The 14,632-nt window shown below is 65.7% G+C and carries 15 protein-coding genes; 11 read left to right on the top strand and 4 right to left on the bottom strand.

Annotated elements, in window-relative coordinates; translation table 11 throughout:
* The first annotated feature begins 7 nt into the window (after nt 1-7).
* The 8 genes from RIB98_00275 to RIB98_00240 all read left to right on the top strand — a co-directional run bounded on the left by RIB98_00275 (nt 8) and on the right by RIB98_00240 (nt 6,197).
* Entirely contained in the window at nt 8-253 is a 246-nt protein-coding gene (locus tag RIB98_00275) for a ribbon-helix-helix domain-containing protein (GenBank protein MEQ8839395.1), read from the top strand.
* A complete protein-coding gene (locus RIB98_00270) occupies nt 240-548 on the top strand; it encodes a type II toxin-antitoxin system PemK/MazF family toxin (protein ID MEQ8839394.1) in 309 nt (102 codons plus the stop codon). Before RIB98_00275 ends, RIB98_00270 begins: the two co-directional genes overlap by 14 nt.
* Nucleotides 549-623: 75 nt before the next feature.
* Nucleotides 624-1,124 (top strand): DUF4262 domain-containing protein, encoded by a 501-nt coding sequence (locus tag RIB98_00265; GenBank protein MEQ8839393.1) that lies wholly within the window; start codon nt 624-626, stop codon nt 1,122-1,124.
* Nucleotides 1,125-1,361: 237 nt separating this feature from the next.
* On the top strand, nt 1,362-2,228 hold the full coding sequence (locus RIB98_00260) for a M48 family metalloprotease (protein MEQ8839392.1): 867 nt from the start codon (nt 1,362-1,364) through the stop codon (nt 2,226-2,228).
* Nucleotides 2,225-5,011, top strand: coding sequence for a cation-translocating P-type ATPase (locus RIB98_00255; protein ID MEQ8839391.1), 2,787 nt, complete (start codon nt 2,225-2,227; stop codon nt 5,009-5,011). The genes RIB98_00260 and RIB98_00255 overlap by 4 nt, the downstream gene beginning before the upstream one ends.
* A 37-nt stretch (nt 5,012-5,048) precedes the next feature.
* Nucleotides 5,049-5,354 carry a zf-TFIIB domain-containing protein gene (locus RIB98_00250; GenBank protein MEQ8839390.1) on the top strand — a complete coding sequence of 102 codons (306 nt, stop codon included), beginning with the start codon at nt 5,049-5,051 and terminating at the stop codon, nt 5,352-5,354.
* Nucleotides 5,354-5,875 carry a hypothetical protein gene (locus RIB98_00245; protein ID MEQ8839389.1) on the top strand — a complete coding sequence of 174 codons (522 nt, stop codon included), beginning with the start codon at nt 5,354-5,356 and terminating at the stop codon, nt 5,873-5,875. Before RIB98_00250 ends, RIB98_00245 begins: the two co-directional genes overlap by 1 nt.
* 19 nt (nt 5,876-5,894) lie before the next feature.
* Nucleotides 5,895-6,197 (top strand): zf-TFIIB domain-containing protein, encoded by a 303-nt coding sequence (locus tag RIB98_00240; GenBank protein MEQ8839388.1) that lies wholly within the window; start codon nt 5,895-5,897, stop codon nt 6,195-6,197.
* Nucleotides 6,198-6,302: 105 nt separating this feature from the next.
* Here RIB98_00240 and katG read toward each other — a convergent pair whose 3' ends face one another.
* From katG to RIB98_00225, 3 genes are read right to left on the bottom strand one after another with little or no spacing between them, the layout of a single operon-like run.
* Nucleotides 6,303-8,480: a catalase/peroxidase HPI gene (gene katG / locus RIB98_00235; protein ID MEQ8839387.1), complete on the bottom strand. Its 2,178-nt coding sequence runs from the start codon at nt 8,478-8,480 to the stop codon at nt 6,303-6,305.
* 60 nt (nt 8,481-8,540) lie between these two features.
* Entirely contained in the window at nt 8,541-9,050 is a 510-nt protein-coding gene (locus RIB98_00230) for a Fur family transcriptional regulator (protein MEQ8839386.1), read from the bottom strand.
* A 20-nt stretch (nt 9,051-9,070) separates the two neighbouring features.
* Nucleotides 9,071-9,949, bottom strand: a complete 879-nt coding sequence (locus tag RIB98_00225) for a TauD/TfdA family dioxygenase (protein MEQ8839385.1) — start codon at nt 9,947-9,949, stop codon at nt 9,071-9,073.
* Between the two features lie 214 nt (nt 9,950-10,163).
* On the opposite strand from RIB98_00225, the gene RIB98_00220 reads away from it, so the two are divergent.
* Both RIB98_00220 and RIB98_00215 read left to right on the top strand, forming a co-directional pair.
* Nucleotides 10,164-11,549, top strand: a complete 1,386-nt coding sequence (locus tag RIB98_00220) for a hypothetical protein (protein ID MEQ8839384.1) — start codon at nt 10,164-10,166, stop codon at nt 11,547-11,549.
* A 66-nt stretch (nt 11,550-11,615) separates the two neighbouring features.
* On the top strand, nt 11,616-12,314 hold the full coding sequence (locus RIB98_00215) for an EthD domain-containing protein (GenBank protein MEQ8839383.1): 699 nt from the start codon (nt 11,616-11,618) through the stop codon (nt 12,312-12,314).
* A 29-nt stretch (nt 12,315-12,343) separates the two neighbouring features.
* On the opposite strand, the gene RIB98_00210 is transcribed toward RIB98_00215, so the two are convergent.
* A complete protein-coding gene (locus RIB98_00210; protein ID MEQ8839382.1) occupies nt 12,344-13,822 on the bottom strand; it encodes a cryptochrome/photolyase family protein in 1,479 nt (492 codons plus the stop codon).
* 51 nt (nt 13,823-13,873) lie between these two features.
* Here RIB98_00210 and RIB98_00205 point away from each other — a divergent pair, with 51 nt between their 5' ends.
* Nucleotides 13,874-14,629, top strand: a complete 756-nt coding sequence (locus tag RIB98_00205; protein MEQ8839381.1) for a hypothetical protein — start codon at nt 13,874-13,876, stop codon at nt 14,627-14,629.
* The last annotated feature ends 3 nt before the right edge of the window (nt 14,630-14,632 follow it).

The raw sequence follows: 14,632 nt of genomic DNA, 5'->3' as shown, positions 1-14,632 counted from the left end.
TATGACGATGTTGAGCTTCCGTGTCGATGACGACGAGGCCGATGAGGCTCAGCGCTGGGCCGATGCCCTCGGGATCGACAAGTCCGAGCTCCTGCGTGACGCGCTCCATCGACACCTCGTCCGGCTCGAGTCGGAGAACGATGCTGTGATCTGGAGCGACGAGCCTTTGAGTCCAGCGGAAGCATCGGTCGGCGATATCGCCGAATGGGGTCCTGCGGAGGACTGGTCGGATTGGGCCGATGCAGCGCGGTGAGGTCTGGTTCGCGGCAGCACCTGGCGGCGACCGGCCGGTACTGGTGCTGACTCGAGATCCGGTTGCCGACCGCATCGGTTCTGTTGTCGTCGCTGCGTTGACACGGACCGTCCGCGGCGTCGTCTCGGAGCTGAAGTTGTCGGCGACCGACGACGGCGTGCCCACCGACTGCGTTGTCAACTACGACAACATCCACACCATCCCTCGCAGCGCATTCCGGCGTTTGATCGTGCAGCTCGGACCGCGCCGCATGGCCGAGGGCTGTGAGCGACTCCGCGACGCTACCGGTTGCTAGCGAGGCTGGACGGAGGGTCCGAGTCCGTGTGCGCCCACTCGTGTTGTCGAGATGGCTACGTGCGATCATCGGGAGATGGGCGACCTCGAGTACGAACCGATGACGCACGCGGAGAAGATCCAGTGGATGCTCGACGAGCGGGGGTGGGGCGCCGTACCGGTGCGACCGGCGGACAGCCAGGCGCCGATGGGTGCGGGCTACACCCACACCTTCGGCCTGGAAGGATCGTTCGGTCGCCCGGAGATCGTCGTCTGCGGAATGCAACCCGCGCAGGCCCGCGGTCTTCTCGACCTCGTCGTTGCCCAGTACCAGGCCGGGATCGACCTGCCGGTCGACTCGCCCTTCGTCGGGCTGCTCGACAACGACCTGCCGGCCGTGCTGCTGACACTCGACCCGTCCGAGCTGGCGCACCTCGTCCCGACGATCGTCGCGGTCTCCGGCGACCGGCCGTGGCGGCTCCAGCAATTCGTGTGGCCCGGCCCCGGCGGCGCACTCCCGTGGGACGAGGCCTGTCCGGACCAACTCCGCCGGGCGCAACCCGTTCTGACCTCAGCGGCCTCCTCGCCCGACAGCTGAGTGCACGCTCTTCTCCTGATCCCCCGACTGTCGCGGACAGCGGAGAGAGGTAGGGAAAAAGTTCGTAGTTCGTGTGTGTTGAAATTCTCTACCTGTATCATCTCCCTCACTGAAGGGGAGTACCCCTCGAGGCCAGTCGTCAAGACGTCCCGTAGTGGGGCCGGCGTGGCCAGTCCGAGCGATCGGGCGGGGAGACTTTCAGCAACGTCTATTCGTCGTGTGCTGAAAGGAATCCCCGTGTTCAAGAACACATTCAAGACCTTCACCCTGTTGGCTGGTCTGGCTGGTTCGTTCATCCTGGTCGGCTCATTGCTGGGTGGATCGACGGGCATCGTGATCGGTGCCGTCTTCGGATTCGGCCTCGTCGGTGGCTCGTACTGGTTCTCGGATCGACTCGCGGTCCGTTCCGCTCGTGCCGTGCAGGTACAGCCCGGTCAGCTCGACTGGTTGCAGTCGGATCTGGCGGAGCTCGCCCAACGTGCGGGGATGAGGACCCCGAGACTGTTCGTGTCGCCCGATGAACAGCCGAACGCGTTCGCCACCGGCCGCAACGAGCGCAACGCCGTGGTGTGCGTCACTCACGGATTGCTTGCGGCGCTCGATCGCGACGAAGTGCGCGGGGTGGTGGCTCACGAGGTCGCACACGTGCGTCACCGCGACATCCTGATCGGCTCGATCGCCGCGGCGGTGGCGACGGGCATCTCGATGGTGGCAAACCTCGCGATGTTCGCGTCGATGTTCGGCGGAACCGATGACGACGACGCACCGAACCCGCTCGTCGTCATCGCGCTCGCGATGGTCGCCCCTCTCGCGGCCAGTGTGATGCAGATGGCGCTGTCACGGTCCCGTGAGTTCGAAGCCGACCGGCTCGGTGCCGAACTCGCCGGCGATCCCCGGCCACTGGCATCCGCGCTGGCGAAACTCGAACGGGGCGCACACCTGGTGCCGATGGACGTCAAGCCTGCACAGGCGACCGCGTACATCGTGAACCCGTTGACCGGACGCGACGTCAAGTTCTCGAACTTGTTCCTCACCCACCCGCCGACCGAGGCTCGTATCGCGGCGCTCCTGGCCGACTACCCAGCACTGGCAGGCCGATCGTGAACTCCACGATCACAGATTCGACCAGCGCGACGGACGCCGCACCGGACGCCATCGACTGGTATCGGTTGTCAGTGGACGCCGCCTTGGGCGCTCAGCAGTCCACGGCTGACGGGCTGACGAGCGAGGATGCGGCGCGGCGGCTGGTCGAGGTCGGGCCGAACGAGCTGATCGACAACGGCTCCACGCACCCGTTGAGGATCGTGTGGCAACAGGTGTCGGCGGTGATGGTGTTGATCCTGATCGGCGCTGCGCTGTTGTCGCTGGTGCTCGGCAAGTTCCTCGAAGCAGGCGCGATCGGTGCGATCGTCGTTCTGTTCACGATGCTGGGCTTCTTCCAGGAGTACCGCGCCGAACGCGCCATCGCGGCATTGCGTCAGATGTCGGTACCGATCGTGAAAGCGCGCCGTGGCGGCCGCACCATGGAGATCCCTGCGGTCGATCTGGTACCCGGTGACGTGGTGCTGTTCGACGCCGGCACGGTCGTGCCCGCCGATGTCCGACTGATCGAGGTCGCGAACCTCCGGGTCGAGGAGGCCGCCCTCACCGGCGAGTCCGAACCGGTCGACAAACACACTGCGCCGATCGACGGCGACTCCGTCGCGCTCGGAGACCGACGGTGCCTGGCGTTCAGTGGGACGCAGGTATCTGCCGGCCGGGGGGCGGGTGTCGTCGTCGCGACCGGCATGAGCACCGAGCTCGGCCGCATTGCCACCCTTCTGCAGAGTGTCGCGGTCGAGGCGACGCCACTTCAGGAACGCCTCGACCGGGTCGGCAAGCAGCTCGCGCTCGTTGGGGTCGGCGTCGCCGCGTTGGTTGTCGCAATGGGTGCGCTCGCAGGTGAGTCCGCTTCGAACCTGGTGCTCACGGCGATCAGCGTCGCAGTCGCAGTGATCCCCGAGGGTTTGCCGGCGGTGGTGACGTTCACGCTGGCAATCGGTGCGCAACGGATGCTGCGCCGCAACGCCTTGATTCGCAAGCTGCCTGCCGTCGAAACGCTCGGCTCGGTCACGGTGATCTGCTCGGACAAGACCGGGACACTCACCCAGAACAAGATGACCGTGACTCAGCTGCATGTCGCGGACCGGCGCACCATCGTCGAACCAGGAGAACCGGTCGACATCGCAACCTGGGGCGAAGCACAACGTCTGTTGGTGGCTGCCGTTGCGCTGTGCAACGACGGTGAGGCCGACCACGACAGCGACGGCACGCTGTCGATGATCGGCGACCCCACCGAAACCGCGCTCCTCCATCTTGCGGCCAACGCCGGCATCGACATCAAGCAACTGCGGGCCGAGGTGCCGCGGATCGGCGAGAACCCGTTCGATTCGGGCCGCAAGCGCATGAGCACCGTCCACGGTCCCATCGCCGCGTCCCCTGCGACAGCCACGCTCTTCGATGGGATCGACAGCACCCGCCCGGTCGCGTTCGCGAAGGGCGCCATCGATGGCCTCGTGGCCCACGCTGATCACATATGGACCGAGGACGGGGTCGTCGCGTTCGACGACCGACACCGCGCCGGTCTGCTCGCCGCGAACGATGAGATGGCTGCGGCAGGTATCCGTGTGCTCGGCGTGGCTGTCCGCTCGTTCAGCGATCCCTCATCACCGGTTGCGGAGATGGTCGTTGCGGAGATGGTCGCCGGAGCCGAGTCGTCGCTCACGATCATCGGTCTGGTCGGCATCATCGACCCGCCTCGGAGCGAGGTCCGTGACGCGGTTGCTGTGTGCCGGTCGGCTGGCATCCGTCCAGTGATGATCACCGGCGACCACCCTCTGACAGCCAAGGCGATAGCGGAGCAACTCGGTATCGCCACCGACGACCGCGTGCTGACCGGATCCGACCTCGACCAGCTGACTGATGCCGAGTTCGACTCCGCTGCCTCAGAAGTCTCGGTGTTCGCTCGTGTCTCGCCCGAACACAAACTGCGGATCGTCGGCTCGCTCCGTCAGCAACATCAGGTCGTTGCCATGACGGGCGATGGCGTCAATGACGCTCCGGCGCTCAAGCAGGCCGACATCGGTGTCGCGATGGGCATCACAGGTACCGACGTCACCAAAGAGGCATCCGACATGGTGCTGCGCGACGACAACTTCGCGACCATCGTGGCCGCGGTCGAAGAAGGTCGGGTGATCTACGACAACCTGCGCCGCTTCGTCGGCTTCGCCGTTGCCGGCAACCTCGGCAAGATCATCGTGATGCTCGGCTGGCCCATCCCGTACCTGTTGGCCGGGGGTGAACTCGACGCCGCCGTCGCGCTGCTTCCGCTGCAGTTGCTGTGGCTGAACCTGATGACCGACGGCCTGCTGGGCCTGTCGATGGGAGTGGAGCCACCGGAGCCCACGGTCATGCAGCGTTCCCCGCATCGGCCCGGCGCCAGCCTGTGGGCCGGCGGGCTCGGCCGCCAGACGCTCTGGATCGGTGCGCTCATCGGCGTCACCTCGCTCGGTATCGGCTTCATCTATCGAGAAACCGGCCAAGCGGAATGGCAGTCGATGATCTTCACGACGCTGGCGTTCATGCAGGTCTTCCAGGCCTTCGGCACGCGATCGCGAACGGAGTCGCTGCGCACCATCGGACTCGGTTCCAACCGTCTCATGCTGGCCATCGCCGGCGTGGTCGTCGCTCTTCAACTCGCAGCGCTCTACACCCCGCTCAATGACTTCCTGGACCTCGACCCGCTCGGGGCTGCCGACCTCGGGATCTGTATCGGCCTCGGCGCCGCGCTGCTCGTGGTCCTCGAGATCAACAAGTACCTCAACCGCACATCACGCGCCGACCTGTGAGTCGGTCACTGGTGTATTCGACCCCTTGGAGACAGCGATGAACTGCCCGACCTGCCCCGAATCCAACCTCGTCATGGCCGAACGCTCCGGCGTCGAGATCGACTACTGCCCGACGTGTCGCGGCGTCTGGCTCGATCGTGGAGAACTCGACAAGATCATCGAACGCGACGCACCGCCGCCCCGACGCGAACCGGAACGTTCCGACGATCGTGATCGTGATCGTGCCGATGACCGCCGACGCTACGACAACGACGATGACTGGGACGACGAACGCAGCTCATCGGGCGGCGGCAGAAAACGACGCAAGCGCGAATCGTTGCTCAGCGAACTCTTCGACTTCTGATGCTCCGACGCAAACCACAAGCCCAACCAGCAGCACCGATTCCGGAATGGCAGCAACGCTTCGATGCCGCAGCCGAGCTGATCCGGTCCCGACCACAGCCGCCCTGGCTCGACGATCGACTCCAGGATCTGCAGCGCGCTCTCACCGACACCCACGCCGCCCAGCAGCAACTCGACAACTCGCTCGATCAACTCGGCGTCGACCAGACCGCCAGCGAACTCAAAGCCGCCCTGCGCGACCGTCGATACGCGGGACCCGGTGCGGACCGCTCCAGCGTGGAGAAGCGCATCGACAGGCTTCGACATCGCTTCGACGCAGTGAACGACATGGCCAACCGCAGAGACCTCATCGCCCGACAACTCGTGGACACCGTTGCCGACGTCGAACTCCTCGCTGTGCAAGCCGTCCACGCGAGCACCCTCGAGTCGCGATCAGACGATGATCTGTCCGAGCACCTCGAACGCCTCGACATCGACCTGAGATCCCTCGAACTCGCACGGCGCGAGATCGAGCACCTCTGAGGAGGAGCGACCCCATCACATGCATTGCCCACTCTGTCTCGACACCGTTCTCGACATCACCTTCCACGCCGGCATCGAACTCGACATCTGCCCTCGCTGCCGCGGCGTCTGGCTCGACCGAGGAGAACTCGACCGGATCGGATCGGACACGAACGATCGGCCACGACGACCGAACACCGATCGATCGATGGCGCACGATGACGAGCACCGCAATGACCGACATCTCGACGACGACCGACACGACCGCGCCGGCAAGCGGAAACGAAAGAAGCGACTCTCGGAACGCCTTGGTGACGTCTTCGAGGAGATCGTCGACCTCTGACGACGGTCGGCCCAGCTCGAAGAGAAGATCGACGTGCTCGAAGCAAAAAGGCAAACGCCCCACCGGTGCGGCCGAGGCCGTCCGGTGGGGCGTCTTGTGGACTGCTCAGCCGAGATCGAAACGATCGGCGTCCATGACCTTGGCCCAAGCGCCGGCGAAGTCCTTCAGGAACTTCTCGCCCGCGTCGTCGGCAGCGTAGACATCGGCGATCGCTCGCAGGATCGAGTTGGAACCGAACACGAGATCGTTGCGAGTGCCCGTCCACTTGGCTGCACCGGTGGCTCGGTCCTTGCCCTCGAACACGCCTTCGGCCGAGGCCGAGGCGGTCCACTCGGTGTCGAGATCCATCAGATTGACGAAGAAGTCGTTGCTGAGGGTGCCGACACGATCGGTGAGCACACCGTGCCCATCGGTGGTGACGCCGAGGACGCGCAGGCCGGCGACCAGCACGGCCATCTCCGGAGCGGAGAGGCCGAGGAGCTGGGCCTTGTCGACCAGCAGGTGCTCGGCGACGTGGGCGTTGCCCTTGCCGAGGTAGTTGCGGAAGCCGTCCCAGCGGGGCTCGAGCCACGAGAAACTCTCCTCGTCGGTCTGCTCCTGAGTGGCGTCGCCGCGACCGGTGCTCACGTCGACGGCGATGCTGCTCCCACCGGCGGCGGCCGCCGCCTCGACCGCGGCAGTGCCACCGAGGACGATGAGATCGGCCATCGAGACATCGAAGCCGAGGCCCGACTGCACTCCTTCGAGGGCGGTGAGTACCCGGCTCAGGTCGGCCGGGTTGTTGGCCTCCCACTCCTTCATCGGCGACAGGCGGATGTGGCCGCCGTTGGCGCCGCCCCGCATGTCGGAACCGCGATAGGTCGATGCCGACGCCCAAGCGGTGCTCACCAGGTCGGTGATGCTGAGGCCGGCGTCCATGATCGCTGCCTTGGCCGCCGACACCTGATCATCGGACAGAGTGTCACCGGCCGGAATCGGGTCCTGCCAGCTGTGTTCCTCGGCGGGGACCTCGGGGCCGTGGTAGCGGACCTTGGGACCCATGTCGCGGTGGGTGAGCTTGAACCAGGCGTCGGCGAAGGCCCGGTCGAGCAGGGACCGGTCGTTGCGGAAGCGGGTGCAGATCTCGTTGTAGATCGGGTCCATCTTCATCGCCATGTCGGCGGTCGTCATGACCGGCGCGTGCTTCACGTCGTCGCGCTGGGCATCGGGGACGGTGCCGGCGAGGGCCGGGGCGGTCCACTGCTTGTGGCCGGCGGGGCTCTCGGTGAGCTCCCACTCGTTGTCCATCAGCGTCTCGAGATAGTTGTTGTCCCACTGGGTCGGGGTGGAATTCCAGGCCCCTTCGAACCCGGATGTCGTGGCGTGGATGCCCACCCCTGACTCGAACCCGTTCTTCCAGCCCAGGAGCTGCTGCTCCATCGGCGCGCCCTCGGGCTCGGGGCCCATGAGGTCTTCGGGGCCGGCGCCGTGCATCTTGCCGAAGGCGTGACCGCCGACGACCAGTGCGACGGTCTCCTCGTCGTTCATCGCCATTCGGCGGAACGTCTCGCGGATGTCACGCCCGGATGCGACCGGGTCGGGATTGGCGTTCGGGCCCTCGGGATTGACGTAGATGAGGCCCATCTGCACCGCGCCGAGCGGCTCCATCAGCTCTCGGTCGCCGCTGTAGCGCTCGTCGTCGAGCCAGACGGTCTCGGGACCCCAATAGATGTCCTCCTCGGGTGCCCAGACATCGGCCCGGCCGCCGGCGAACCCGGCCGTCTCGAAACCCATCGACTCGAGGGCGACGTTGCCGGTGAGCAGCAGCAGATCGGCCCATGAGATCTTGTTGCCGTACTTCTTCTTGATCGGCTCGAGCAGGGCGCGGGCCTTGTCGAGGTTGCCGTTGTCGGGCCAGCTGTTGAGGGGAGCGAATCGCTGAGTACCGGTGGCGCCACCGCCGCGCCCGTCGTGGGTGCGGTAGGTGCCCGCGGCGTGCCACGCCATGCGGATGAAGAAGGGGCCGTAGTGGCCGTAGTCCGCCGGCCACCAGTCCTTCGAGTCGGTCATCAGGGCGTGGAGGTCGGCCTTCAGTGCGTCGTAGTCGAGCGACTCGAACGCGGTGGGGTAGTCGAAGTCCTCGTCCATCGGATCGGCGATGCGGTTTCCCTGGTGGAGGATGTTCAGGTTGAGCTGGTTGGGCCACCAGTGCTGGTTCGCCGAGCTGCCACGAGCGGCGTGGTCATGTTCGAGCACGGGGCACCTGCGCTCGCTGTCGTTGATGTCGAAGGGTTGGTCGGTCATGAATCTCTCCTGGAGAAGCGGTTGGGGAACCGGTTTGATTGCAATGGGCGGGACGCCGGATCAGCCGATCCGACAGGTGGGGCAGCGGCCCCAATAGACGACTTCGGCTTCGTCGATCTCGAAACCGTGGTCGTCGTCAGCAGTGAGGCACGGGGTGTCGCCGACGGCGCAGTCGATGTCGAACATCACGCCGCAACCGCGACAAACCAGATGGTGGTGGTTGTCACCCACCCGGTCCTCGTATCGGGCGGCGGACCCGCTCGGTTGGATACGGCGCACGAGTTGCTTCTCGACGAAGGTTCCGAGTGTGTCGTATACGGCCTGGCGGGAGATTGCACCGAGCTTGCCGCGGACGGCGTCGGCGACCTCCTCGGTGGTGGCGTGGGGATGTGAAGCCAGAGCCTCCATCACACCGATTCGCTGAGCCGTCACCTGCAAGCCGTGATCTCGCAATTGTCGTGCGAAGTCGGGCTCGTTCGATTCGTCCACGAAGTGCACTTCAGCACAAATTATGTACTGAGTCAAGAAAATGATCAGGCTCGAAGTTTTCGACAGGAGTCCGGTCTGCACGGGCGCGCAGGAGTTGTCGGTCAGGAGACGGGATGATCCTTGGTCGAGAGGTGTCGCTTCAGGGGGAGGTCGTGCAGTGACGCTGCGCCGACGTGCGTGCTCGAGAAAGGTGCCCATCGTGGGCCCGGTCCAGCCGGTGTGTCACCGAGGACGGTCACCCTTTGGATGACTCGCTCACCTTCGAAGTCGTTGACCACGAAGTGTTGGGTACAGCGGTTGTCCCACATGGCGACGGTCCCCGGCGTCCATCGATAGCGAACCGTGAACCGTTCCTGGCTCGACCACTGGCGCAGGTGCTCGAGCAGCATCTGGCTCTCGGAGAAGCTCATTTCCACGATTCGACGGGTGAAGTGCTCGTTCACGAACAGGGATTCCCGGCCCGACTCGGGATGGGTGCGCACGACCGGATGTACCGCCGTCATCTCGGGCTTGCCATGGGGAGTCGCGTCGTGGAGCGCACTGAGGCCGCGAAGGAGTTCTTGCAGCGGTTCGCTCAACTCGCTGAAGGCCAGGTATTGGTTGGACCACATCGTGTCGCCACCCAGGGTGGGCCCGTCCACGAAGTGCATGATCGACAGCACCGAGGGTTGCGGGAGGAACGTCACGTCCGTGTGCCATTCGTCGGCGGTCCCGCCCCAGCTCGCCCGCAGCTCGACGACCTCGGGCGGGGCACCGTCGGGCCCGGGCAGGTTCGGGTTGACCTCCAGCTCGCCGAACCGGCGCCCCAGTGCCACGTGGGCGTCGAGGGTGATCGTTTGACCGGGGAAGAACAACACCAGGTGTTCGAGAAGCAGGGCTTTCATCTGCTCGACATCGGAGTCAGTCGTCGCGTTCAGGTCGATCCCGCGGACTTCGGCACCCAGGGCTCGACTCAGCGGGGTCAGCTCGAATGAGGTCATGGTCGAGTCTGGCAGACTCGTCAGCGAACCGACGTCGGACGCCGCGCCAACGCTACGCGAGGTTCGCATCGCCGAGGCTGACGGGCATGATCGAGAACGGCCCGCCGGATGACAGCCACGTGATGTTCACTCGCTGACTCCCGCACGTTCGCCCAGGGTCCAGTACGGAGCGATAAGACCTCCTCAGCAACATCGAAGCTCACTTGGGAGAACCATGAAGATCCGTTTCGTCGCCGCCCTCGCCGCGTTGTCTCTCGCCGGCGCAGGCCTGTTGGCCAACCCCGCCCAGGCGGCTGCGGCAGGTGTATCCAGCCAGGCCGATTTTCTCGCAGCCGTCGAGGCCGCCAACGCGGACCCGTCCATCAGCGAGATCGTGTTCGCGCCGAACGCCGTCATCGAGTTGAGCACAGAGGTCCGGTACTCCGGCGTTCAGGACCTCACGCTCGTCGGGCGGGGTGCGACGATTTCGGGCGCGATGGCGACTGCCGACACCGATACCTGGGATTCCGGCTTGTTCGTCTCCGAGTCTGGTGGCGACCTCACGGTCCGGCGTCTGACCTTTGCCGACAGCTTCAACAACGGGCTCGCCGTGTTCCTCCCCGAAGGGTCGGGCACCGTGGAGATCGTCCTGGACAAGGTCAACGTCACCGACGCCCAGTTCCACGGAGTACTCGTCGATGGTCAGGCGACCACCGGGTACAACACCGACGACTTCATCCATCCGACCTGTGTCGACCCTCATCCGGTCGACTCGGGCATCTCCATCGACATCACGGTGGACCGTTCGACGATCACGGGTGCCGGTCAACTCGACGGATACGACATCAGCCAGGACACGGGGTGCCCCCAGGACTTCGACGGTCTGCGTGTCGACCAGGGCGGTGCCGGCGACCTCGTCGCCGATCTCGACCGTTCGACATTCGATGGCAACCTCGCCGACGGTGTCGAACTCGACGAGAAGGGCGACGGCTCGGTCGAAGCGACAGTTGACCGTTCCTCCTTCAACGACAACGGCGACACCGTGGCGATCACGTGCACAGTCGAAGAGCTCTGCGGCGACGACTTCGGGGAGACGATCGAGGACCTCGACGATGGTTTCGACATCGATGAGGAGGACGCCGGCGACCTGATCGTCTCCGTGTCTCGCTCCGAGGTGAACGACAACCGGGACGAGGGCATGGACATGGACGAGGCCGGCGAAGGGTCGATCGTGGGCATCGTCGCCAAGACCGAGGCCGCCCGCAACGGCGACGAGGGCTACAAGGCGTCCGAGGCCGGCCCTGGCGACAACACTGCGGACATCTCGAAGTCGGTCTTCGAGGACGCCGGCAACGACCAGATCGAGGTCGAGTCCGCCGACGGCGACGGGTCAGGCACCGTGACGGTGAAGCTGTCCAAGACCACGTCGACCGGCGCCGAAGGCTCGGGAGCCAAGGCTGTCGAGGATGACGGCGGTGCCGTCGTCGTGACCGTCGACAAGTCCACCCTGTCCGACAACGGCGAGTGGGGCGTGGAGGCGGAGGGTGGCTCCGGTTCGGTGAATGTCGCCAAGTCGGACCTGTCCGGCAACAACGACGGCGAGGTCGAATTCGACATCTGACCATGACCCGGCGGTCGCGTGGTCTGCGGCCGACTCTGGCAGACTCGCAACGAACCAGGGGGCGTCGTGGAAAAGATCGTGACCGTGTTGTGGAAGCCGGAAGGGTCGAGCAAGCAGCAGTTCGCCGATGCGCTGTTGCGCGATGCCGTTCCGCCGATGGTCGATCTCGGCGCTCGGAAGCTCAAGGTGTGTGTCGAGGACGACGACGTCGACGGTGAGGCGCTGCGGATGAACCCGGCGCCACCACCCAAGTCGGCGATGGTGTCGTACTGGGTCGAGTGCAGCGAGGATCGAGGCCCGATCGAGGCCGTGCTCGCTGCCCATGCGGCTGATCTGGCTTCGTTCCTCGTGGTGGAATCGGTGCCGATCGTCAACACCGCACACGTCGCCGCGCCGGGGGAGCGAACGCCCGGAATGGTGCAGGTCACCGGGATCGTCCGCAGGGAGGGGCTCGACTACGACGAGTTCATCCGCATTTGGCACGAGGAGCAGCGCCCCTGTGCGATCGAGACACAGTCGACGTTCCAGTACGTCCGCAACGAGATCGTGCGCCAGATGGCAGGCCCGGCCCAGCCCTGGGCGGCGATCGTCGAGGAGGCGTTTCCCCTCGAGGCGATGACCGATCCGCATGTCTTCTTCGATGCGGTCGGCGACGATGATCGCTTCCAGGCCAACATCGGCCGCATGGTCGACACCGTCGCCAAGATGCTCGAGATGGACCAGACCGACGTGACCATCACGAGTGAGTACGTCTACGAGCGGTAGGCGGCTGGAGGCGAGAGGTGCCACCCAGCTCAGATACGGCCGTCGCGGATGCTGCGGACGACCGTGGACGCCCGGTCTCGGACCTCGTCGAGATCCGAGAGCCGCCGCATGTTGGCGAGGGGGCGCGCGAGGCGGTGGTTGTCGGAGAGCTTCTCTTCATGGCGGGCCAGGAAGTCCCAGTAGAGGGTGGTGAAGGGGCACGCGTCGTCTCCGGTGCGGGCCTTGTGGTCGTAGCGGCAGTCGCTGCAGTAGTCGCTCATACGGTTGATGTAGGCACCACCGGAGATGTAGGGCTTGGTCGCCATCCGCCCACCGTCGGCCCACAGCCCCATGCCCATCACGTTGGGGACCATGACCCACTCGGCACCGTCGACGTAGTTGTCCGACATCCAGTCCATGACCCGGCGGGGATGGATGCCGTAGAGGTTGGACAGATTCGACAGGACCATCAGTCGGGGGATGTGGTGCACCCACGCCCGTTCGTGCAGGCCATCCAGCACATCGGCGACACACCGCATCTCGGTGTCGGCCTCGCCGGTGAACATGGGGGGCAGTTCCCGTCGGTGTCCGAGATGGTTCGAGTCGGCGTGGTCGGGCCACAGCCAGTACAGCCCCCAGACGTACTCCCGCCAGCCGATCACCTGACGGATGAAGCCCTCGGCGGAGTTGATGGGCACGTCGCCGTTGCGGAAGCGTTCCTCGACCCTGTCACACACCTCGCCGGGCAGCAGGAGCCCGAGGTTGAGGTAGGGGCTCAGCGCCGAATGGGCCAGGCTCCACGATCGGTGGGTCATCGCGTCCTCGTAGGGTCCGAACCGCACCAGTTCGTGGTCGACGAAGTGACGGAGGCGGGCCAGCGCCGAGCGGCGCGACGTCGCCCAGATGCCGACGGGCTGCGCACCGTGGCCGGCGGGTAGCGAGTCGAGTACCTCGGCATCGAGTTCGTCCAGCTCGGAGGTCTGCGGGTCGGTGAAGATCGAGGGATCGTCCGGCGGAGGCTGCCGATTGTCGGCGTCGTGGTTCCAGGTACCCCCGACCGGTTCGTCGTCGTCCATCAGATAGCCGAGTTCGCGGCGCCGCCACCGGTAGAAGCGCTCCATCTGCATGCTCGACTGATCCGCCGCCCACGCCGCGAAATCGTCCTTGTGGCAGAGGAACTGGTTCGATCGAACCTGCGTCACGTCGAGCCGTTCGCACAGTGCCTGCGCCCGCCGGGAGTTGGGTTCCGTCGCAACAACCTCACTCGGATCGAGTTCGTCGATGTGCGCACGGATCCCATCGGCGATGGTCGGGGCCAGACGCAGATCGACCTCGAATCCGGCGTCCTCGAGCTCGATCGCGAAGCGACGCATCGCCGTGACAACGAGGTGCACTCGCTGCACGTGGCGGCCTCGGTCCAGCAGCTCTTCGCTCTCCACCAGCACGATCCGCGTGTCGTCAGGATCGGCATCGGCCAGCGCACCGATGCGCCGATTCAGCTGGTCGCCGAACACCCAGATGGATCGCATACAAGCGGAACCTACCCGTCAGGTCGCGCTTCGCGGGACTACTCTCACGCCATGACCACGGATGATCACGAGGGCATCGCCGACGCCGGGGTGCCATGGGTTCAGCGGATCCTCGCAGCGCTCGAACCCGAGGACCTCGAGCTCCTCACGCCCCCGGCGGCGATATGGCTGGGGATCGAGGACTCCCTTGCGTCAGATCGCGCCCGCCGGCCACCGGCCCGTGTCGTAGGCTCGACGACGGTCGTGGAGTATCGGATCGATGCCCAGGATCGGGTTCGGCCGGTCGGCGAGGGCTGGGCGTCCTTCGCCCGGGAGAACGACGCACCTGAGCTGGCGGCGCCCGCGCCCGATCGAGATCTCTGGTCCTATTTCGATCGACAGGAGATCCGCGAGCTCTGGCAGGTGGTGGTGGGCCGCGTACGTTCGACGCAGACGGAGGCGACGATCCCTCTGCGGTGTGACGCGCCGCACGCACGACGATGGTTCGAAATGACCGTCACACCCGAGGCGGACCGGGGCGTTCGGTTCGTTTCGGTTCTCGCCTACGAGGAGACCCGGCCGGCGGTTGCGCTCCTCGATCCACGCGCGACGCGCGACGCCGGCGCCTCGGTGGTCGCGCTGTGCAGTTGGTGCGGGCGCGGGAGACACGGCGACGTCTGGCTCGACATCGAATCACTGGTCCGCTCCGCTCGCCTCCTCGAGCGCGACGAACTTCCTCCGATCTCGCATGGCATCTGCGGACCGTGTCGACGGGAGATGTCGGCCGAACTCCTCGTCACCGGGGCCGTCGGCGAGGCTCCCGACTGAGGA

It is taken from the genome of Acidimicrobiales bacterium, from assembly GCA_040219515.1.
In the GTDB taxonomy this organism is placed as follows: domain Bacteria; phylum Actinomycetota; class Acidimicrobiia; order Acidimicrobiales; family Aldehydirespiratoraceae; genus JAJRXC01.
Note: the sequence above shows the minus strand (reverse complement) of the source record. Positions and strands in the feature narration are given on the sequence as shown.